The 19954-nt window shown below is 64.9% G+C and carries 25 protein-coding genes; 22 read left to right on the plus strand and 3 right to left on the minus strand.

Translation table 11 applies throughout. The annotated features are described in order from the left end of the window. Positions 1–46 precede the first annotated feature (46 nt). Together gap and ASE13_RS06765 are read left to right on the plus strand one after the other, a co-directional pair. A complete protein-coding gene (gene gap / locus ASE13_RS06760; RefSeq protein WP_056612904.1) occupies positions 47–1054 on the plus strand; it encodes a type I glyceraldehyde-3-phosphate dehydrogenase in 1008 nt (335 codons plus the stop codon). 103 nt (positions 1055–1157) lie between these two features. Next, positions 1158–2348, plus strand: a complete 1191-nt coding sequence (locus ASE13_RS06765; protein ID WP_056612906.1) for a phosphoglycerate kinase — start codon at positions 1158–1160, stop codon at positions 2346–2348. Here ASE13_RS06765 and ASE13_RS06770 read toward each other — a convergent pair whose 3' ends face one another. After that, positions 2349–2867 (minus strand): TlpA disulfide reductase family protein, encoded by a 519-nt coding sequence (locus tag ASE13_RS06770; protein WP_156404766.1) that lies wholly within the window; start codon positions 2865–2867, stop codon positions 2349–2351. A gap of 229 nt (positions 2868–3096) precedes the next feature. On the opposite strand from ASE13_RS06770, the gene ASE13_RS06775 reads away from it, so the two are divergent. Next, a complete protein-coding gene (locus ASE13_RS06775; protein ID WP_056612910.1) occupies positions 3097–4011 on the plus strand; it encodes a class I fructose-bisphosphate aldolase in 915 nt (304 codons plus the stop codon). A gap of 77 nt (positions 4012–4088) precedes the next feature. Further along, positions 4089–4391, plus strand: a complete 303-nt coding sequence (locus ASE13_RS06780) for a putative quinol monooxygenase (protein WP_056614857.1) — start codon at positions 4089–4091, stop codon at positions 4389–4391. Between the two features lie 3 nt (positions 4392–4394). Here ASE13_RS06780 and ASE13_RS06785 read toward each other — a convergent pair whose 3' ends face one another. Both ASE13_RS06785 and ASE13_RS06790 read right to left on the minus strand, forming a co-directional pair. After that, a complete protein-coding gene (locus ASE13_RS06785) occupies positions 4395–4613 on the minus strand; it encodes a hypothetical protein (protein WP_156404767.1) in 219 nt (72 codons plus the stop codon). A 124-nt stretch (positions 4614–4737) separates the two neighbouring features. Further along, complete coding sequence (locus ASE13_RS06790; RefSeq protein ID WP_056612912.1) at positions 4738–5496, minus strand: DUF72 domain-containing protein; 759 nt, start codon at positions 5494–5496, stop codon at positions 4738–4740. On the opposite strand from ASE13_RS06790, the gene thiE reads away from it, so the two are divergent. The 18 genes from thiE (at position 5495) to nuoG (ending at position 19829) form a co-directional block, all read left to right on the plus strand. Then, positions 5495–6187: a thiamine phosphate synthase gene (gene thiE / locus ASE13_RS06795; protein ID WP_056612914.1), complete on the plus strand. Its 693-nt coding sequence runs from the start codon at positions 5495–5497 to the stop codon at positions 6185–6187. The genes ASE13_RS06790 and thiE overlap by 2 nt on opposite strands. Before the next feature lie 74 nt (positions 6188–6261). Beyond that, positions 6262–7290, plus strand: coding sequence for a L,D-transpeptidase family protein (locus tag ASE13_RS06800; RefSeq protein ID WP_414885303.1), 1029 nt, complete (start codon positions 6262–6264; stop codon positions 7288–7290). A 5-nt stretch (positions 7291–7295) separates the two neighbouring features. Further along, on the plus strand, positions 7296–7898 hold the full coding sequence (locus tag ASE13_RS06805; protein WP_056614862.1) for a M23 family metallopeptidase: 603 nt from the start codon (positions 7296–7298) through the stop codon (positions 7896–7898). Positions 7899–7986: 88 nt separating this feature from the next. Further along, complete coding sequence (locus tag ASE13_RS06810) at positions 7987–8403, plus strand: GFA family protein (RefSeq protein WP_235536870.1); 417 nt, start codon at positions 7987–7989, stop codon at positions 8401–8403. 54 nt (positions 8404–8457) lie between these two features. Continuing rightward, positions 8458–9021, plus strand: coding sequence for an elongation factor P (gene efp, locus ASE13_RS06815; RefSeq protein ID WP_056612920.1), 564 nt, complete (start codon positions 8458–8460; stop codon positions 9019–9021). A 165-nt stretch (positions 9022–9186) separates the two neighbouring features. Then, positions 9187–10002: an inositol monophosphatase family protein gene (locus ASE13_RS06820; RefSeq protein ID WP_056612922.1), complete on the plus strand. Its 816-nt coding sequence runs from the start codon at positions 9187–9189 to the stop codon at positions 10000–10002. Further along, positions 9999–10892: an SMP-30/gluconolactonase/LRE family protein gene (locus ASE13_RS06825; protein ID WP_056612924.1), complete on the plus strand. Its 894-nt coding sequence runs from the start codon at positions 9999–10001 to the stop codon at positions 10890–10892. Before ASE13_RS06820 ends, ASE13_RS06825 begins: the two co-directional genes overlap by 4 nt. Before the next feature lie 101 nt (positions 10893–10993). Beyond that, the gene (locus tag ASE13_RS06830; RefSeq protein ID WP_029724239.1) at positions 10994–11368 is read left to right on the plus strand and encodes an NADH-quinone oxidoreductase subunit A; all 375 of its coding nucleotides are present in this window, start codon (positions 10994–10996) and stop codon (positions 11366–11368) included. Beyond that, entirely contained in the window at positions 11359–11895 is a 537-nt protein-coding gene (locus ASE13_RS06835; RefSeq protein ID WP_056612926.1) for a NuoB/complex I 20 kDa subunit family protein, read from the plus strand. The genes ASE13_RS06830 and ASE13_RS06835 overlap by 10 nt, the downstream gene beginning before the upstream one ends. Further along, positions 11892–12806 carry an NADH-quinone oxidoreductase subunit C gene (locus ASE13_RS06840; RefSeq protein ID WP_056612928.1) on the plus strand — a complete coding sequence of 305 codons (915 nt, stop codon included), beginning with the start codon at positions 11892–11894 and terminating at the stop codon, positions 12804–12806. Before ASE13_RS06835 ends, ASE13_RS06840 begins: the two co-directional genes overlap by 4 nt. Further along, positions 12803–14044, plus strand: a complete 1242-nt coding sequence (locus ASE13_RS06845) for an NADH-quinone oxidoreductase subunit D (RefSeq protein ID WP_056612931.1) — start codon at positions 12803–12805, stop codon at positions 14042–14044. The genes ASE13_RS06840 and ASE13_RS06845 overlap by 4 nt, the downstream gene beginning before the upstream one ends. A 29-nt stretch (positions 14045–14073) precedes the next feature. After that, positions 14074–14379, plus strand: coding sequence for a nuclear transport factor 2 family protein (locus ASE13_RS06850; RefSeq protein ID WP_414885311.1), 306 nt, complete (start codon positions 14074–14076; stop codon positions 14377–14379). After that, positions 14376–14987, plus strand: coding sequence for a hypothetical protein (locus tag ASE13_RS06855; RefSeq protein WP_156404769.1), 612 nt, complete (start codon positions 14376–14378; stop codon positions 14985–14987). The genes ASE13_RS06850 and ASE13_RS06855 overlap by 4 nt, the downstream gene beginning before the upstream one ends. Continuing rightward, positions 14980–15651, plus strand: a complete 672-nt coding sequence (locus tag ASE13_RS06860) for a complex I 24 kDa subunit family protein (RefSeq protein WP_056612937.1) — start codon at positions 14980–14982, stop codon at positions 15649–15651. Before ASE13_RS06855 ends, ASE13_RS06860 begins: the two co-directional genes overlap by 8 nt. Continuing rightward, positions 15648–15821 carry a hypothetical protein gene (locus tag ASE13_RS06865; RefSeq protein ID WP_156404770.1) on the plus strand — a complete coding sequence of 58 codons (174 nt, stop codon included), beginning with the start codon at positions 15648–15650 and terminating at the stop codon, positions 15819–15821. The genes ASE13_RS06860 and ASE13_RS06865 overlap by 4 nt, the downstream gene beginning before the upstream one ends. Continuing rightward, complete coding sequence (gene nuoF / locus ASE13_RS06870) at positions 15822–17126, plus strand: NADH-quinone oxidoreductase subunit NuoF (protein WP_056612942.1); 1305 nt, start codon at positions 15822–15824, stop codon at positions 17124–17126. It begins immediately after the preceding gene. Next, the gene (locus ASE13_RS06875) at positions 17123–17821 is read left to right on the plus strand and encodes a hypothetical protein (RefSeq protein ID WP_156404771.1); all 699 of its coding nucleotides are present in this window, start codon (positions 17123–17125) and stop codon (positions 17819–17821) included. Before nuoF ends, ASE13_RS06875 begins: the two co-directional genes overlap by 4 nt. Beyond that, entirely contained in the window at positions 17814–19829 is a 2016-nt protein-coding gene (nuoG, locus tag ASE13_RS06880; protein ID WP_056612946.1) for an NADH-quinone oxidoreductase subunit NuoG, read from the plus strand. Before ASE13_RS06875 ends, nuoG begins: the two co-directional genes overlap by 8 nt. The last annotated feature ends 125 nt before the right edge of the window (positions 19830–19954 follow it).

A 19954-nucleotide genomic window follows, 5' to 3' on the forward strand; every position in this document is an offset into this window, starting at 1 on the left:
ATATAGCGAGCCGAACGGCTCAAATACGAAGCAGGAGTGAAGCGATATGACGAAGGTTGCGATCAACGGTTTCGGCCGCATCGGACGGCTGGTCGCGCGCGCGATCCTCGAGCGTCCCGACAGCGGGCTCGAGCTGGTCACGATCAACGACCTCGCCGATGCCAAGTCGAATGCGTGGCTCTTTTCGCGTGACAGCGTCCACGGCAAATATCCGGGCACGGTGAGCGCCGACGGCAACGATCTCGTCATCGACGGCAAGCGGATCAAGGTGACCGCGGAGAAGGATCCCGCCAACCTTCCACACAAGGACAGTGGCGTCGAGCTGGTGCTCGAATGCACCGGTTTCTTCACCGATCGCGCTTCGGCACAGAAGCATATCGATGCGGGCGCGAAGAAGGTGCTGATCTCGGCGCCGGGCAAGGGTGTCGACCTGACCGTCGTCTTCGGCGTCAATCACGACAAGCTCGAGGCCGGGCACACCATCGTCTCGAACGCGTCATGCACCACGAACTGCCTCGCGCCGGTCGCCAAGGTGCTCAACGACAGCGTCGGCATCGAGCGTGGCCTGATGACTACGGTCCACGCCTATACCAACGATCAGAAGATCCTCGACCAGATCCATCCGGACCTGCGCCGTGCGCGCGCAGCGGCGATGAACATCATCCCGACCACCACCGGCGCCGCGCGCGCAGTGGGCGAGGTGCTCCCCGAACTGAAGGGCAAGCTCGACGGCTCGGCCATCCGTGTTCCGGTCCCCGATGGCAGCCTCGTCGACCTCACCTTCACTCCGAAGCGCGACACCAGCCGCGAGGAAATCAATTCGATCCTCAAGGCAGCGTCGGAGAGCGGCCCGCTCAAGGGCGTGCTCGTCTATTCGGACGAGCCGCTGGTCTCGATCGACATCGTCCATACGCCGGCCTCGTCGACGGTCGACAGCCTGGAGACTGCAGTGATCGACGGCAAGCTCGTCCGCGTGGTCAGCTGGTACGACAACGAATGGGGCTTCTCGAACCGCATGGTCGATACCGCCTCGGCGATGGCGAAGCTGGGCTAACCACCAAAGGCCGTCACCCCGGCGAAATCCGGGGTCTCGTGCCACATGCCGCTCGCTCGCGGCCTGAGATCCCGGCTTTCGCCGGGATGACGAAGAGGGACAAATGGCGCGCAACTTCAAGACGCTCGACGACATGGGCGATGTCACCGGCAAGAGGGTACTCGTCCGCGAGGACCTCAACGTGCCGATGGCCGACGGCGTGGTGACCGACGACACCCGGCTGCGCGCCGCGGTGTCGACCGTCGCCGAGCTGGCGGACAAGGGCGCCAAGGTGATCGTCCTCGCGCATTTCGGGCGTCCCAAGGGGCAGCGTGATCCGAGCATGAGCCTTGCCTTGGTCACCTTGCCGTTCCAGCAGGTGCTGGGGCGCGAAGTGCGCTTCATCGACGACCAGCATGCCGCCGAGGTCATCGACAAGATGCAGGACGGCGAAGTCGGCATCCTCGAGAATACTCGTTTCGATCCGGGCGAAGAGAAGAACGCGCCCGAGACCGTCGAGCGGCTCGCCGCGCTCGGCGATCTCTATGTCAACGACGCCTTCTCGGCGGCGCACCGCGCGCATGCCTCGACCGAGGGTCTTGCGCACAAGCTGCCGGCGTTCGCGGGGCGGCAGATGGAGGCCGAGCTCGACGCGCTCGACAAGGCGCTCGGCAATCCCGAACATCCGGTCGCGGCAGTCGTGGGCGGCGCCAAGGTCTCGTCCAAGCTCGACGTGCTGCGGCACCTGGTCGAGAAGGTCGATCACCTGATCATCGGCGGCGGCATGGCCAACACCTTCCTCGCCGCACGCGGCGTGAATGTCGGTAAATCGCTATGCGAGCACGATCTGACCGGCACCGCCGAGGAGATCCTCGACGCGGCCGGGAAGGCGAACTGCACCGTCCATCTGCCCTATGACGTGGTGGTGGCGAAGGAGTTCAGGCCCAATCCGCCGACACGCACGGTCAATGTCCATGAAGTCGCCGCCGACGAGATGATCCTCGATGTCGGCCCCGCGGCTACCGAGGCCTTGGGCGATGTCCTCAAGAATTGCCGCACGCTCGTCTGGAATGGGCCGATGGGTGCCTTCGAGACGCCGCCGTTCGACGCCGCCACCGTGGCGCTGGCCAAGACCGCGGCCGCGCTGACCAAGGAAGGCTCGCTGGTTTCGGTCGCCGGGGGCGGGGATACCGTCGCGGCGCTCAATCAGGCAGGGGTGGCGGACGACTTCACTTTCGTCTCGACCGCCGGCGGCGCGTTCCTCGAATGGATGGAAGGCAAGGAACTGCCGGGCGTCGCCGCACTCGCGCGGTGATTATTGCGTAGGCGCGCGCTCGCGCAGCAGCGGCACCAATTGCTCGTTGAGTATCTCGAGCGTCAAGGCGCCCGCCTTCGCATAGCGAACCTTGCCGGATCGATCGATGATGTAGTTGGTCGGTACGCCGCCGTCGATCGGGCCATACGGCCCCTTGATCTTCCGGGCGGGCGCGATCTGGAGCCGCCCGAACAGGGGCTTGAGCCTGTATAGCGGGACCGATCCCTCGGTCGTCACTGCATAGACTCGCAGGCCGTGACGCTTCTGGATCTGGTAATAGGTGTCCAGGATCGGGAGTTCGGTCCTGCACGGGACGCACCAGGTCGCCCAGAAGTTCAGCACGACGACATCGCCGCGCATCTCGCCGAGATTCAGCTTGGTGCCGTCGACGAGGGTGAGTTCCGCATCCGGCGCGATCTGGCCGATAACCGGCTTCTTGCCCGCCACGGCGCCGCTCAGGGCCAGTGGCAGCAATGAGAGGCAGACGAGACGCAAGCTCCGCGCTGAAAGTCGATCCATCTGCATATTCCCCCCTGTTGCTTTATTGATGCGGCGCCGGCTCGTGGTCAACGCGGACATTGGTCCTCGCCCGCGAGTGCGAGCGCGCCAGTCTCACGCGGCCCGGCGCCCAACGGCGCCATTTCGCCTCGTTGCGCATCCGGAGCACGCTCGTCAGCGTTGTCAGCAGTTCCCGCCTCTTGTGCGGTGCGATAGGGACCGCGGCATAGCCACCGAATCAGGGGGAATCATGAGCATCACGCCTGCCGTCAAAGCCATTCTCGCCAATTACGAGTCCGATAATCCGGGCGTGAAGGCAAACCTCGCCCGCATCCTGATGCAGGGGCGGCTCGGCGGAACCGGCAAGCTGATCATCCTGCCCGTCGATCAAGGCTTCGAGCACGGTCCAGCGCGCAGCTTTGCGGTCAATCCCGATGCCTATGACCCGCATTACCATTTCCAGCTCGCGATCGACGCCGGGCTTTCGGCGTATGCCGCGCCATTGGGGATGATCGAGGCGGGTGCCGACACCTTCGCAGGGCAGATTCCGACGATCCTCAAGGTCAACAGCTCGAACAGCTGGGCGACGGGCATCAATCAGGCGGTTACCGGCGGCGTCGACGACGCGTTGCGGCTCGGCTGTTCGGCGATCGGTTTCACCATCTATCCGGGCGCCGACGACGTGTTCGACATGATCGAGGAGATCAAGGAGCTCTCCGCCGAGGCCAAGGCGGTCGGCATCGCGACGGTGATCTGGTCGTACCCGCGCGGCGGCAAGCTCTCCAAGGAAGGCGAACTCGCGCTCGATGTCGGCGCCTATGCCGCGCATATGGCGGCCCTGCTCGGTGCGCACATCATCAAGGTCAAGCTGCCGAGCGCGCATATCGAGCAGAAGGACGCAGTGAAATCCTATGAGGGCACCGACTGGTCGGCGCAGTCCGACCGGGTCCGTCATGTCGTGAAGAGCTGCTTCAACGGCCGTCGGATCGTCGTCTTCTCGGGTGGCGCGGCCAAGGGCGAGGATGCGGTCTATCAGGACGCGCGCGACATTCGCGACGGGGGCGGCAACGGCTCGATCATCGGCCGGAACACGTTCCAGCGCCCTCGTGGGGACGCGCTGGCGATGCTCGAAAAGCTGATCGGCATCTACAAGGGCGCCGAATGACTGTTGCGCGCCGCCCTGTGCTCGCAGGCCTCGCGCTAGCGATGCTGGGTGGCCGGGCCATGGCGAAGGGGAGCAAGATGGAAGATCCAATACCGTTCGGCATGATCGGCAAGATCAAGGCGCAGCCCGGCAAGCGCGCCGAGCTGATCGCGATCCTCAACTCGGGCACGAGCACGATGCCCGGTTGCCGCGCCTATCTGATCGCCGAGGACGTGAAGGACTCCGACGCGATCTGGATCACCGAGATCTGGGACGATGCATCGAGCCACAAGGCATCGCTGCAGCTTCCGGCGGTGCGCGATGCGATCGCGAAGGGGCGCCCGCTGATCGCCGGTTTCGAGATCAGCGCCGAGACGCGCCCGGTAGCGCGCCCCGCCTGAAAGTCAGTCCGAGAGCGGGATCGGATCCGCGGCCATTGCCGCCATGACGTCGGGCACGGTCGACCCGACCACCACTTCATGATCCTTGTCGTACGAGATCACTCCCACGTCGTCGCCGGCGAGGTTGATCGTCGTGACGGTGCGCACCAGCGACAAATTGACCAGGATCGGATCGCCGTTGATCGACTTGAGCAACAGGAAGCGGGGTTTGTCGTTGGTCATTTGGGCTGGCTCCGCCGGTCTCGGATAACTTGCACGGCCGTCCGATGCATTCGGCGGCATCGCATTGTTATAGCGGCGTCCCGGCAAGATCGGCGCATTCGCGGTGAATTCTCCTGCATATGCGTCAATGCGCTCGCCCGGCGGATTGCGCGATCATCGCTTTCAGCGTCAGCGCGTCGTGGATGGCATGCGCCTCGGCATCGTTGTTGAAATAGGCCCAGACCGGCCGGCCATTCCTCGCCTGATCGAGCATCCAGTCGGCCCAATCGAGCAGGCGCTCGTCGGAATAGCGGCCCCAATATTTGCCCTCGCCGCCATGGAAGCGGACATAGGCGGCCGGGCCGGTGGCGATCCGCAGACTTTCCGATCCCGGCATGTCGTGCGCGCAGAAGCCCGCATCGTATCGATCGAGTAGTGCGTAGACCTCGTCTATATACCAACTTTTGTCGCGAAATTCGAATGTGTTGACGACATCTTTTGGAAGCAGTTGCAAAAAACTCTCGAGGCGTTCGAGATTGAGGCGAAAGCGCGGCGGGAGCTGGTAAAGGATCGGACCAAGCGCGGGCTTCAGGTGGCGAAACGACGTCATCATCCGCTCGAGCGGTTCCTCGCAATCCTTGAGCTTCTTCGCCTGGGTGAGAAAGCGGTTGGCCTTGACCGCATAGCAAAAGCCTGGCGGCGCCTGTTCGCGCCATGCGTCGAACGTCTCCGCTTTGGGCAGGCGATAGAAGCTGTTGTTGATCTCGACCGTATCGAAATGCTCGGCGTAGAAGGCGAACCAGCGCTTGACCGCCAGCTTCTCGGGGTAGAAGCGGCCACGCCAATGGGCGTAGACCCAGCCCGAACAACCGACACGAATTTTCGCGAGCCCGGAGTTGACCATGCACGATCCCGACGACGATTTCGACGCCGATAACGCGCTGGAAGGCTTCGCGGATCATTTCGTTCGCGACGTTCGTCGCCCGGCCTGCCAGCTCTACCTGATCTCGCCGCTCGATGTTTCGGGCGAGTTCGCGGATCGGCTGGCGCGCGCGCTGGATGCCGGCCCTGTGGCGGCGTTCCAGTTCCGGGTGAAGGGCGTGGACCAGCATGCGGCGGCGGCGCTCGCCGAACCGCTCCAGCGGATCTGCGGCGATCGCGACGTGGCGTTCCTGATCAACGACAGCATAAGCCTCGCCAAAAGGCTGGGCGCCGACGGCGTACATCTGGGGCAGGGCGACGGCGACCCGCGCGAGGCGCGTACGGTGCTCGGGCCCACGGCCCAGATCGGCGTGACTTGCCACGACAGCCGCCATCTCGCGATGGAAGCGGGCGAGGCGGGTGCCGATTATGTCGCGTTCGGCGCCTTCTATCCCACCACGACCAAGGAGGTGCGGCACCATCCCGATCCGGCGATCCTGAGCTGGTGGACGACGGTGTTCGAGATACCCTGCGTCGCGATTGGCGGGATCACGCCGGTCAATGCGCGGCCGCTGGTCGAGGCCGGGGCGGATTTCCTTGCGGTGTCGGCTGCGGTGTGGAGCGGCGATGAAGCCGAGGTAGTGAAGGCATTCAACCAGCTACTTGCGACCTGACCATTCCGCGCGTTCCGGAAACAAGGCAGCCGGCGTTCGTTCTCGCCTGACCTCATTGGCCGGGAGCGCATGTTTTGCAGGTTTTTCATTGGTATAAGGTGTCGGGCCTCGCGCTGGGCGCCGTCCTGTTCGCGTCCGCGCCGATAGCGGCGCAATCCGCGGCGAAGGCGCCCCGGGAGAAACCTCCGATCGACTATTCGATCCTGCATGCGCAGGTGATCCTCGATTCGCTCGGCTTCTCACCGGGGATCGTCGACGGGCGCGAGGGCCAGTCGCTCACCGCCGCGCTCAAGGCGTTCCAGTCGACGCGCGGGATCCAGACCAGCGGGAAGCTCGATCGCGCCACGCTCGGTGCGCTCCACGAATATCGCGCGCGGCGCCCGGTGACGCGTGTGACGCTCGATCCGGCGATGCTCCAGGGACCGTATGTCAATCCGATCCCAAAGGAGCCCGAGAAGCAGGCCGAACTGCCCTCGCTCGGCTACACTCGCCCGCTCGAGAAGCTGGCGGAGATGTTCCACACCACGCCCGAAGTGCTGGTCGAACTCAATCCCGGGGGCGGGGCGATCCAGCCGGGCGCGACCTTCGTCTTCCCCAACGTGCTGCCCACATCGCGCGACTATGCAGGCGATCTCAAGCCCGAGTGGCGCCAGACGCTGACCGACCTCAACGTCGAGGCGCGCCAGCCCACGGGCGACCATATCGTCGTCGACAAATCGGAGAAGGTACTCAAGGTCTTCGACGCCGACGACAGGCTCGTGGCGCAGTTCAGCGCCACGATGGGCAGTCAGCATGATCCGCTGCCGATCGGGGCATGGAAAATCAATGTGATAGATACCAATCCGAAGTTTCATTATAACCCGGACTTGTTCTGGGACGCCAAGAAGGACGACGAGAAGGCGATGCTGCCGCCGGGGCCGAACGGGCCGGTCGGAGTGGTGTGGCTCGATCTCTCCAAGGAGCATTACGGCATCCACGGGACGCCCGAGCCGCAAAACATCGCGCGCACCCAGAGCCATGGCTGCATCCGCCTGACCAACTGGGACGCGGCGCGGCTGGCGCTGATGGTCAAGCCCGGCACCGAAGCCGTGTTCCAGGAATGACGGCCATGCTAAAGCGGCTGACCATGGGGATGGGGATCGTCTTGCTTCTGGGCCTGGCCGCGCTGGCGTCGATGATCCGCATCGTGCCGACGCCGCCTGCCGTGCCTGCGCAGCAGGCGGCACCGGCTCCAGCGCCGGCGCCCGTCGGTGCGTGGCAGCATCCATTGCTCATGGTGCCGGTGCAGGGTGTGCCGCGCGACAAGATCGTCGACACCTGGGGCCAGTCGCGGGCCAACGGCGCGCGGGCGCATCAGGCGACCGATATCATGGCTGCCGGCGGCACCCCGGTGATTGCCGCGGCGCCGGGCAATGTGGAGAAATTGTTCTACAGCGAGGGCGGCGGGGGGATAGCGCTCTATGTCCGTTCGCCCGACCGGCAATGGAGCTATTATTACGCGCATCTCCAGCGTTATGCGCCGGGCGTGGTCGAGGGCATGCCGGTACGCGCCGGCGACCTGCTCGGCTATGTCGGCGACACCGGCAATGCGGGGACGGGCAATTTCCACCTCCACTTCGCCATGTCGCACATGCAGCCGGGCGACAGCTGGTGGCAGGGGCAGCCGGTCAACCCCTATCCGGTGCTTGCGGGTCGCAGCGGCGCCCTTTAACCTCAAGCGAGAGGTAGGGAAAATTCCAATGCAGGGCGGGTGCAACTGCCGATATGTCCGCTTTCGGCTGACGTCGGCACCGATTTTCGTGAACGGATGTCACTGCCGCGTCTGCCAGCGTGAGACCGGATCGGCGTTCGCGATCAACGCGATGATCGAGGCGGACCGAGTCGAGATGCTCGGTGAGGGCGAGCCCGAGATCGTCGTCACCCAATCCGGCACCATGGCGACGCGTTCGGCGCGCTGCCCGCGCTGCGGCGTGGGCTTGTGGGGAACGCATCCGGATTTCGGAGACGCGATACGCTTCGTCCGCGGCGGCACGCTCGACGAACGCGTGATGCCCGACGCGCATTTCTTCACGGTGACGCGCCATCCCCTGGTGCAGGTGCCCGAAGACGTGCCGAATTTTCCCGGGCTGCCGACGCCCGAGGATCCGCCGCTGTGGGACCAGGAGGCACAGGGCCGCATCGATGCCGCGATGGCCGCGTGCTTGCCCGAACGCTGATGCATCGCTAAAGGCCCGGCCTTCGCTCTTTCTCAGCTTACAGGTCTCGATCCCATGAAGATCAGCGGCGTGGACATCCGTCCCGGCAATATCATCGAATATGAAGGTGGCATCTGGCGCGCCGTGAAGATCCAGCACACCCAGCCCGGCAAGGGTGGTGCGTACATGCAGGTCGAGATGAAGAACCTCATCGATGGCCGCAAGAACAACGTCCGGTTCCGTTCGGCGGAGACGGTCGAGCGCGTGCGCCTCGACACGACGGACTTCCAGTTCCTGTTCCGCGACGGCGACCAGCTGACGTTCATGGACAAGGTCACTTATGACCAGATCACGCTCGATGCGGGCATCCTCGGCGATGCCGCGGCGTTCCTGCAGGACGGCATGGACGTGGTTATGGAGCTCTATGACGAGCGCCCGATCTCGGTACAGCTGCCCGACACGATCGAAGCGACGATCGTCGAGGCCGATGCCGTTGTGAAGGGGCAGACGGCATCGTCGTCGTACAAGCCGGCGGTGCTCGAGAACGGCGTCCGCGTGATGGTCCCGCCGCACATCGCCGCGGGAACCCGGATCGTCGTCGACGTCTACGAGCAGACCTACGTCCGCAGGGCGGATTGAGGCCGAGCGGACGAGTCAAATAGCGGCGCTATTTGTCCGATCCGCCGGCCCGGCCGGTGAGCGCAGCTCGACCGACGACGCGGGCTTTGCCCGCGGCGGTCACGGATTGGGGATAGGCCCCACCCCAACCCCTCCCCTGAAGGAGAGGGGCTAGAAGGTACGATTATGGTTTCGCATTCCGGTATCATCACCGTCATCGAGCGCGCCGTCCGCAAGGCGGGACCGCGGCTGCGGCGCGACTTCAACGAGGTCCAGCACCTCCAGGTGAGCCGCAAGGGGCCAGCCGACTTCGTCAGCCTTGCCGACAAGCGCGCCGAGGACACGCTGATCGAAGAGCTCCAGAAGGCGCGGCCCGACTGGGGTTTCCTCGTCGAGGAGCGCGGCGTGATCGAAGGCGACCCCAGCAAGCCGCGCTGGATCATCGATCCGCTCGACGGCACCACCAACTTCCTCCACGGCATCCCGCATTTCTGCATGTCGATCGCGGTCGAGGACCCGTTCGGCAGCCAGGGCAAGCCCGAGATCACGCACGGCTATATCTACCAGCCGCTCACCGACGAGAGCTTCTGGGCCGAGAAGGGCCGCGGCGCCTGGGTGCAGGACCAGCGCCTGCGCGTCTCGGCACGCCGCGACCTCGCCGACGCGCTGATCGCGACCGGCATTCCCTTCCTCGGCCACGGCAATTTCGCCGAGTGGAGCCGCATCTTCGGCGCGGTGGCGCCTGAAGTGGCGGGTATCCGCCGGCTCGGTGCCGCGGCGCTCGACCTTGCCTGGGTCGCGGCCGGGCGGTTCGACGGCTTCTGGGAATCGGACCTCCAGCCATGGGACGTCTCGGCGGGCCTGCTGCTGATCAAGGAAGCCGGCGGCTTCGTCACCGATTATCGCGGCCAGGACCTTGCACGCGAGCGTGGCCAGTTCCTCGCGGCGAACGACGTCCTCCATTCCAAGCTGCACAAGCTGGTGGCGGGCGCGCTCCGGTGATCCGTGCCGGCGCGCTGCTGCTGGCGCTTGGCGCCGCAGCGGACGCGCCGCAGATATTGTTCACCGCGCCGGCGGCGCATCGGCTGGTCGAGGGCATCGCGATCGACGGCGGCGTCGTCTGGCTCTCCAGCGTGCTCGACCGGACGATCCTTGCCCGGACCCGGGGCACAATCCGCCGCTTCGCCATGCCCAAGGGCACGCTCCATCCGATGGGGCTGGCGTTCGATGTGCGGCGGAATTGGCTGTGGATCGCAACGGATTGCCCCGAGCTCCCCGGCATCGCCCGCTGCGACAGCGGCGCGCTGGTCGCAATGGACCGGATGGGCCGGCTCAAGGCAAAGCTCAGCCCCGCCAAGGGCTTCCATCCCGGCGACGTATCGGTAGGCGAGGGCAGTGTGTTCGTCTCGGACACGCTCAACGGCGCGGTCTATCGCTTGCTGCCGGATGGGCGCACCTTCCGGACGTTGATCGCACCCGGCGTGGGTCGCTCGGCGCAAGGCACCGCGCTCACCCCGGACGGCAGGCGGTTGATCGTCGCGGACTATGGCAGGGGTATCGCCAGCGTCGATCTGGAAAGCGGCGCACGAACGCCGCTGCCGCTGCCCGACGGCAAGCCCCTGCGCGGCATGGATGGGCTGGTGCGCGTCGGCGACCGCTATTTCACGATCTACAATGCGAGCAGCCCGGCCTCGCTGATCTCTTTCCGAGTGACGGAAACGGGGATCGAGGCCGATGTCCTGCATCGTGGTGCGCCGCTGACCGATCCCACCCAACTGGCAGTGGACGGCACGCATTTGCTGATCGTCGCGGATGCCGGCTGGCCGGCGGCGACCAAGGGTGACACGGCGCCTCGGCAACCGGTTCCGGTGGTTGTCTTCAACCTGCCCTAACCCCTCCCAGTTGCGAGTGATTCTCAAGGCTTTCGACCCTTGCCGCACTCCATTCACAGTCCTAGAAGCCCCCCAAGATTCCGCATCCGCGAGAAGGCACTTTGGTCGATCTAATCGAATATCTGCCGATCCTGCTGTTCCTCGGCGTGGCACTGGTGCTTTCGAGCGCCTTCGTGTTCCTGCCGATGCTGGTAGGCCGGCTCACCGGCACGCATCAGCCGACGCCGGAGAAGCTCACCGAATATGAGTGCGGCTTCCCCGCGTTCGAGGATTCGCGCAGCCAGTTCGACGTGCGTTTCTATCTGGTGGCGATCCTGTTCATCGTCTTCGATCTCGAAGCCGCGTTCCTCTATCCCTGGGCGGTCAGTGTGTTCGACCTCGGCTGGACCGCGTGGATCTCGATGATGATCTTCATTGCCGAGCTCGCGCTCGGACTGGTTTATGCGTGGAAGAAAGGTGCGTTGGAGTGGGAGTAGAACTCAACCCTCCGCCTGCGGGGACGCTCCCGAATGTGGCGTTCCTCGACGACATCAATGCCGAACTGGGTGACAAGGGTTTCCTCGTCACTTCGACCGAGGAGCTGTTCCAGTGGGCGCGTACGGGCTCGCTGTGGTGGATGACCTTCGGGCTGGCGTGCTGCGCGGTCGAGATGATCCACGTCAACATGCCGCGCTACGACATGGAGCGCTTCGGCGCCGCGCCGCGCGCCTCTCCGCGCCAGTCGGACGTGATGATCGTCGCGGGAACGCTCTGCAACAAGATGGCGCCGGCGTTGCGTCGTGTGTACGATCAGATGTCCGAGCCGAAATACGTGATCTCGATGGGGTCGTGCGCGAATGGCGGCGGCTATTATCATTACAGCTACAGCGTCGTGCGCGGCTGCGACCGGATCGTGCCGGTCGATATCTACGTCCCCGGCTGCCCGCCGACCGCCGAGGCTTTGCTCTACGGCGTAATGCAGCTCCAGCGTAAGATCCGCCGCATCGGGACACTCGAACGGTGAGGGCGCCTGCACCCCGTATGATGCCCAATGACGGCGTAATCGATGCGGCCGCTGCCGTGCTCGGCGACATGCTGGTCGAGAGCAAGGATGCCGTTGGCGAGATTTCGCTGACCGTGGTGCGCGAGCGCCTGGTCGATGCGATGCTGGCGCTGCGCGACACGCCCGGCCTCGAATATCAGCAGCTGAGCGAGATCGCTGGTGCCGATTATCCGGCGCGGCCCGAGCGCTTCGACGTGGTCTATCAATTGCTGTCGTTCACCCAGAACCGCCGCATCCGCGTGCGGGTGACGACCGACGAGGACGCGCCGGTACCGAGCGTGACAGGGATCTGGCCGGTCGCCGGCTGGCTCGAGCGCGAAGTCTACGACATGTACGGCGTGCTGTTCGACGGGAATACCGACCTGCGGCGCATCCTCACCGACTATGGTTTCGTTGGTCACCCACTGCGGAAGGATTTCCCGCAGACCGGCTATGTCGAGCTGCGTTACTCGGAAGAGTCCAAGCGCGTCGTTTACGAGCCGGTCAAGCTGGCACAGGACTTCCGCAATTTCGACTTCATGAGCCCATGGGAAGGCGCGCAATATGTGCTGCCGGGCGACGAGAAGGCAGCTCCCGGGCCTGGGCCCGCGGACACGCCGCAGGCCAAGCCGGCTGCGCCCGCGGCGGCGCCTGCTGCCGATGCTCCCAAGGTGCCCGAGGCGAAGGGTGCGCCGACGCCGCTCAGCGCCGACGAGATCCAAAAGGCGGATGCGCCTGCGGCCAAGGCCGCTAAGCCGCGGGCCAAGCGGGCCAAGACCGACGACAGCACCGCTTCCACCGGCGCCGGCGAGAAATCGCCGGGCAATCGCCGCAAGTCCAAGCCCAAGGACCCTGATGTGGTCCCGACCAAGGGCAAGGGGCAGAACCAATGACCGACACCGTCGAGAAGATGATGGAGCGCGGCGGCGAGGATCGGAAGGATCCCGCCACCGGCGACGTCGCCATCGCCAACTACACGATCAATTTCGGCCCGCAGCATCCGGCGGCGCACGGCGTGCTGCGCCTCGTCACCGAGCTGGACGGCGAGATCATCGAGCGGATCGATCCGCACGTGGGCCTGCTCCACCGCGGCACCGAGAAACTGATCGAGTACAAGACCTACACCCAGGCGCTGCCGTATTTCGATCGCTTCGACTATTGCTCGCCGCTCGCACAGGAGCACAGCTTCGTGCTCGCGGTCGAGAAACTGCTCGACCTCGAAGTGCCGCTGCGCGGCCAGTATCTGCGCGTATTCTTCGCCGAGCTGACTCGCATCTGCAACCACATGCTCAACCTCGGCAGCCACGTCATGGACGTCGGCGCGATGACGCCGAACCTGTGGCTGTTCGAAATCCGCGAGGATTGCCTCAACTTCTTCGAGCGTGCCTCGGGCGCGCGGATGCACTCCAATTACTACCGCGTCGGCGGCGTCCGCCAGGACGTGCCGCTCAAGCTGCTCACCGACATCGCCGACTGGCTCGACAACCGCCTGCCGCGGCTGTTCGAGGACGCGATCAGCCTCGTCGCCGAGAACCGCATCTTCAAGCAGCGCAACGTCGACATCGCCGTGGTGAGCCGCGACGACGCGATCGCCTGGGGCTTTTCGGGCCCGATGATCCGCGCCGCGGGCATCCCCTGGGATATCCGCCGCTCGCAGCCTTACGACGTCTATGACCGCATGGAGTTCGACGTGCCCGTCGGCACCCGCGGCGATTGCTATGACCGGTTCATGGTGCGCGTGGAGGAGGTCCGCCAGTCGGCGCGGATCATGAAGCAGTGCCTGAACGAGATGCCCGAAGGCCCGGTGCTGACGCTCGACCGCAAGGTCGCACCACCGAGCCGCGGCGAGATGAAGCAGTCGATGGAAGCGCTGATCCATCACTTCAAGCTGTTCACCGAAGGCTATCACGTCCCCGCCGGCGAAGTGTATGTCGCGACCGAGAGCCCCAAGGGCGAGTTCGGCGTCTATCTGGTGAGCGACGGCACCAACAAGCCGTATCGCTGCAAGGTCCGCCCGACCGCGTTCAGCCACCTCCAGGCAATGGACTTCATGTCGCGCGGCCACATGCTCGCCGACATCACCGCCATCCTGGGCGCGATGGATATCGTGTTCGGGGAGTGCGACCGGTGAGCGACGACAAGGTGGCAATCGCGCGCGAGATGATCGCCCGCTACAACGCGCAGGACGCCGACGCTTATGTCGAGCTGATGACCGATGGCGCGAGCGAGGCAGGATATCGCGGCGCGGTGGTCCGTGAGGGCAAGGAAGGCGTGCGTTCGGGCCTGAAGGCGATGTTCGCCGAGTTTCCCGGCAACCGCGTCGAAATCCTGGGCAGCTGGCAGCTTGGCCAGACCGCAGTGCTGCACGAGAAGGTGATGCGCTCGCCAGAGGCTGAGCCCTTCGAAGTGATGGCAGTCTATTCTTTCGCCGACGACAAGGTCGATCGGGTGGAGTTCATCCGGTGAGCCAGCGCGATGTCGCACACACTCTCGGCCATTGGACCGGCGTGGCGCTCATCGTCATAGTGCCGGTCGCTCTCGGATATTGGTGGGCTCGTCGCTTGAACGCCAAGCGCGAGGGATGTGATGCGGTACGCTGGCCTATTGCGACGGGATTTGTCGTTTCGCTGCTGATGTTAATAGGACAGTGCGGATCGCCGAGATCGGCGAATCCAACTAGTATCGATGCTGCTGCCAGCGACGAGAAGCACGTGATCGAAGTCATCGACAGCGGGGTAAGCGACCCTTTTCCGGTGGAGGTGGCTCCGCAGGATATTGAGGCGATGCGGCGAGCAATGGATGAGATGATCCTCAAAAACTACGGCGATCAAATCGGTTCGGTTAGCTCGAAAATTTCCGCTGAGAATCTCGGTGCGGGCACCGTGATTCATTACGACGCCCACGCTTCCAAGGGCTCTCGCATCTTTTCATACGTTGGTGTGCAGGCGGGAATGCGGAAGGTAGTCAGTTGCGTTTCGGAAGACGGTATTGAGTTTCCCGCCTGTCGCGAACGCGCGGTACAATTGTTTGGGCAGCCCTCGGTTGGCACCACGAAGAGTTCACAAAATGGCTGACGCCCCACAACTTCCCGACGAGGCCGAGACCCGCGCGAGCTGGGACGCGTTTGCGTGGACGGCCGAGAATGCCGAGAAGGCCAGAGAAATCCTCGGCCGCTATCCGGCGGGCCGGCAGATGTCGTGCACGCTCCCGTTTCTCGATCTGGCCCAGCGTCAGGTCGGCGCGGAGACCAATACGCAGGGTTGGCTGCCTGTGCCGGTGATCGAGTTCGTCGCGCGCGAACTCGAGCTGCCGTACATCCGCGTGTTCGAGGTCGCGACCTTCTACACGATGTTCAATCTCGTGCCCGTCGGCCGCTACCATGTGCAGGTCTGCGGCACGACGCCGTGCATGCTGCGCGGTTCGGACGACGTGCTGGCGGCGTGCAAGAGCCGTGGCATGCACAAGGGGCACACCACCGCCGACGGCATGTTCACGCTCACCGAGGTCGAGTGCCTCGGCAGCTGCGCCTCGGCACCGATGGTCCAGATCAACGACGATAATTACGAGGATCTCGATTACGATCGCACGATCGCGATCCTCGATGCGCTGGCCAAGGGCGAGCAGCCGAAGACCGGCACGCAGGAGCCGGGCCGACACACGGTCGAGGCGGCCGGCGGCACGACCAACCTCACTGCGATGGTGAACGAAAACCACGATTATCGCGGGGAATGGGCATGAGCCAGGACACCAAGAACCTGTTGTTCGTCATCCTCGCGGTGATCGCCGCGCTGGTCGTCGGCGGGTGGCTGCTCAAGATCGCGTTCAAGCTGCTCGGGCTCGTGATCCTGATCGGCTTCGCCGTGGTTGCGTACATCCTGATCCAGAAGATGGTGGGGCGGGGACGCTAAATGCTGCAGGACAAGGACCGCATCTTCACCAACGTCTACGGTTTCCAGCCGTGGAACCTGCCGGCTGCGCTGAAGCGCGGCGACTGGGACAATACCAGGGGCCTGATGGCGATCGGGCAGGACACGATCATCGACCGCATCAAGGCATCGGGCCTGCGCGGGCGGGGCGGGGCGGGCTTCCCGACCGGCACCAAATGGTCGTTCATGCCCAAGGAGCCGCGCCCCGACCGGCCCAACTTCCTGGTGATCAACGCCGACGAATCCGAGCCGGGCTCGTGCAAGGACCGCGAGATCATTCGTCACGATCCGCACAAATTGATCGAAGGCGCGCTGATCGCGGGCTTCGCGATGCGCGCGCGCGCCGCCTATATCTACATCCGCGGCGAATATATCCGCGAGGCCGAGACGCTCTTCGCGGCGGTGGCCGAGGCCTATGACGCGGGCATGCTCGGCAAGAATGCCGCGGGCTCGGGCTATGACTTCGACGTCTTCGTCCACCGCGGCGCCGGCGCGTATATCTGCGGCGAAGAGACCGCGATGCTCGAGAGCCTCGAGGGCAAGAAGGGCCAGCCGCGATTGAAGCCCCCGTTCCCGGCGGGCGCAGGCCTTTACGGCTGCCCGACCACGGTGAACAACGTCGAATCGATCGCCGTCGTCCCGACGATCCTGCGGCGCGGACCGGAATGGTTCGCGAGCTTCGGCGCCGAGAACAACAAGGGCACCAAGCTCTTCCAGATCAGCGGCCATGTGAACAAACCGTGCGTGGTCGAGGAAGCGATGAGCATCCCGTTCCGCGAGCTGATCGAGAAACATTGCGGCGGCATCCGCGGCGGCTGGGACAATCTGCTGGCAGTGATCCCGGGCGGATCCTCGGTGCCGCTCGTCCCCGCGGCGCAGATCATGGATTGCCCGATGGACTTCGACGGCCTGCGCGGCGTCGGCTCGGGCCTAGGCACCGCCGCAGTCATCGTGATGGACAAGTCGACCGACATCGTCCGCGCGATCTCGCGCCTGTCCTATTTCTACAAGCATGAGAGCTGCGGCCAGTGCACGCCGTGCCGCGAAGGCACCGGCTGGATGTGGCGGGTGATGGAGCGGCTGCGCACCGGCGACGCCGACATCAGCGAGATCGACACGCTCCACCAGGTCACCAAGCAGGTCGAGGGCCATACGATCTGCGCGCTCGGCGACGCCGCAGCGTGGCCGATCCAGGGCCTGATCCGCCATTTCCGCCCCGAGATCGAGCGGCGGATCAACGAACGCAACGGCACCGGCGAGGCGCCGATGCAGGAGGCGGCCGAGTGAGCTGCCAAGTCATTGGGCTGAATGGGCTGATCGGAGCGGCGGCGTTGATAAGCTGCGTCGTCATTTCGCCGGCGGCTGCGCAGAAGACCGGCACGCGGCTCGACCAGAACCGTGGGGCGGTCGGATCGATCAGCAAGCTTGATAAAAAGTCTGCGATCCGCGCGACTCACGCGTTCGGCCAGTGCATCGCCTATCGTGAGACCAAGAAAGCACAGCGTTCGCTGGAGCTTCCCTTCGCCTCCGCCGAGCAGCTCAAGGTGCTCAACGAAGCGACCAACTCCTTTGATGCCTGTCTAGGCACGTCGCCGGAATTCGACCTGCTCAGCTTCCCGCCGGTGCTTTTCGCGGGGAGCGCGGCCGAATATTTCGTTCGCCTGAAGTACGCGAAGTCAGACCTTGGCGGCCTTGCCGGGATTACCGATGAGGCACTCGACAAAACCGAGTTTCGTCCACGCAACGCGCTGGAGGATCTCGGTATGTGCGTCGTCCGCCGCAATCCGGGGAATGCGCGCGCGTTGGTGTTGACTCGACCGACGGAAACGGAGGAGGCGGAGGCACTCAAGATTTTGTTGCCGGACATCGGACCGTGCGTTTTCGAGGGGCAGCAGGTATCGCTGAATACGCCGAACCTTCGCGCAATCATTGCCTATGCGCTCTATCGCGCTGCATCAAAGTTGGGAGCGGCGGGTGCCTAAGCTCAAAGTAGACGGAGTCGAAGTCGAGGTGCCGCAGGGCGCCACCGTGCTCCAGGCCTGCGAAGCCGCGGGCAAGGAGATTCCGCGCTTCTGCTATCACGAGCGGCTGTCGATCGCCGGCAATTGCCGCATGTGCCTCGTCGAAGTGAAGCCCGGGCCGCCCAAGCCCCAGGCTTCGTGCGCGCTGCCCGCCGCCGAGGGGCAGGAGATCCGTACCGACAGCCAGATGGTGAAGGCCGCGCGCGAAGGCGTGATGGAATTCCTGCTGATCAATCACCCGCTCGATTGCCCGATCTGCGACCAGGGCGGCGAATGCGACCTGCAGGACCAGTCGATCGCTTATGGCAAGGGCCATAGCCGCTACACCGAGAACAAGCGGGCGGTGACCGAGAAGTATATGGGTCCGATCATCAAGACGATCATGACCCGCTGCATCCAGTGCACCCGCTGCGTCCGCTTCGGCGAGGAAGTGGCCGGCGTGGACGAAATCGGCGCGATCTATCGCGGCGAGGACATGCAGATCACGACTTATCTGGAGAAGGCGTTCAGGAGCGAGCTTTCCGGCAACACCGTCGATCTCTGCCCGGTCGGCGCGCTGACCCACAAGCCGGTCGCGTTCGAATATCGCCCGTGGGAATTGAAGCGGAACCTCTCGATCGACGTGATGGATGCCGTGGGCACCAACATCCGCCTCGACAGCCGCGGCCGCCAGGTGATGCGCGTGCTTCCGCGGATCAACGAGGACGTCAACGAGGAATGGGCGCACGACAAGACGCGCTACCATGTCGACGCATTGGTCCGCCGCCGGCTCGACAAGCCCTATGTCCGCAAGGACGACAAGCTGGTCGAGGCGAGCTGGGACGAGGCGTTCGACGCGATCGCCGCAGTGAATGCGGGTTCCAGCGTCGCGGCGATCGCCGGCGACCTGCTCGATTGCGAGACGATGTACGCCGCCAAGGCGCTGCTAAAGGGCCTCGGCTCGGAACTGATCGAGAGCCGCCAGACGGGCATGGACTATGACGTGTCGAGCCTCGGCGCGGTGGCGTTCAACCCGACCATCGCCGGTGTCGAGGATGCGGATGCGATCCTGCTGATCGGCAGCAACCTGCGTTGGGAAGCGCCGCTGATCAACACGCGGGTCCGGAAAGCGATCAAGAAGGGCGCCAAGGTCTTCGCGATCGGGCCCGAGACCGATCTCACCTACAAGCTCGAATGGCTGGGCAACGACCTGTCGCTGCTCGGCAAGCTGCCCGATCAGGTGGTGCAGGCGTTCGACGGCGCGAAGAAGCCGCTGGTGATCGTCGGCCCCGGCGCGCTGGGTGCGGGCTTCGGCGCGGCGCTCGCATTGGTCGAGCCGATGAAGCTGGTGCGCACGCTCGAGGACGGGTCGGCATGGAACGGCTTCGGCGTGGTCCATATCGCCGCGGCGCGGATGGGGGCGCTGATGCTCGGCTTCGCGCAGAAGGGCGGCATCGCTGATATCGTCGCCGCGAACCCGAGGCTCGCTTTCTTCCTCGGCGCCGACGAAGTCGATTTCTCGAAGTTCGAGAGCAGCTTCAAGGTGTTCATCGGCCATCATGGCGACAAGGGCGCGCATCATGCCGATGTGATCCTGCCCTCGGCGACCTATGCCGAGAAGCCAGGCACCTATGTGAACCTCGAAGGCCGCGTCCAGCGTGCCGACCGCGCAGTGTTCGCGCCGGGCGACGCGCGCGAGGACTGGTCGATCCTGCGTGCGCTCTCCGACAGGCTCGGCCGTACTTTGCCGTTCGACAGCTTCGAGGAGCTGCGCGCGGCGATGGCATCCGAAGTGCCGGCGCTGGGGCAGGAGGGCCTGGTGACCTTCGCGTGGAAGGCGCCCAAGCTCTCCGCCAAGGCCAGCGGTCCGGTCAACTATCCGATCGCCGACTTCTATCTGACCAACGCGATCTGCCGCGCATCTCCGACGATGCAGCGCTGCTCGGCCGAACTGGTCCATGGCGAAGATTTTGCGGAGGCCGCGGAGTGAGCGGGGTCGCCCTTCCTGGTTCCCCTGCGAAGGCAGGGGCCCAGCCCCTTGAACAAATCACGCGCGTTAGCGCGCTCGGCGCATCGCGCCGAGTCTGGGCCCCTGCCTTCGCAGGGGAACAGGGA

The organism is Sphingomonas sp. Root241 (assembly GCF_001428865.1).
Taxonomy (GTDB): Bacteria; Pseudomonadota; Alphaproteobacteria; order Sphingomonadales; family Sphingomonadaceae; genus Sphingomonas.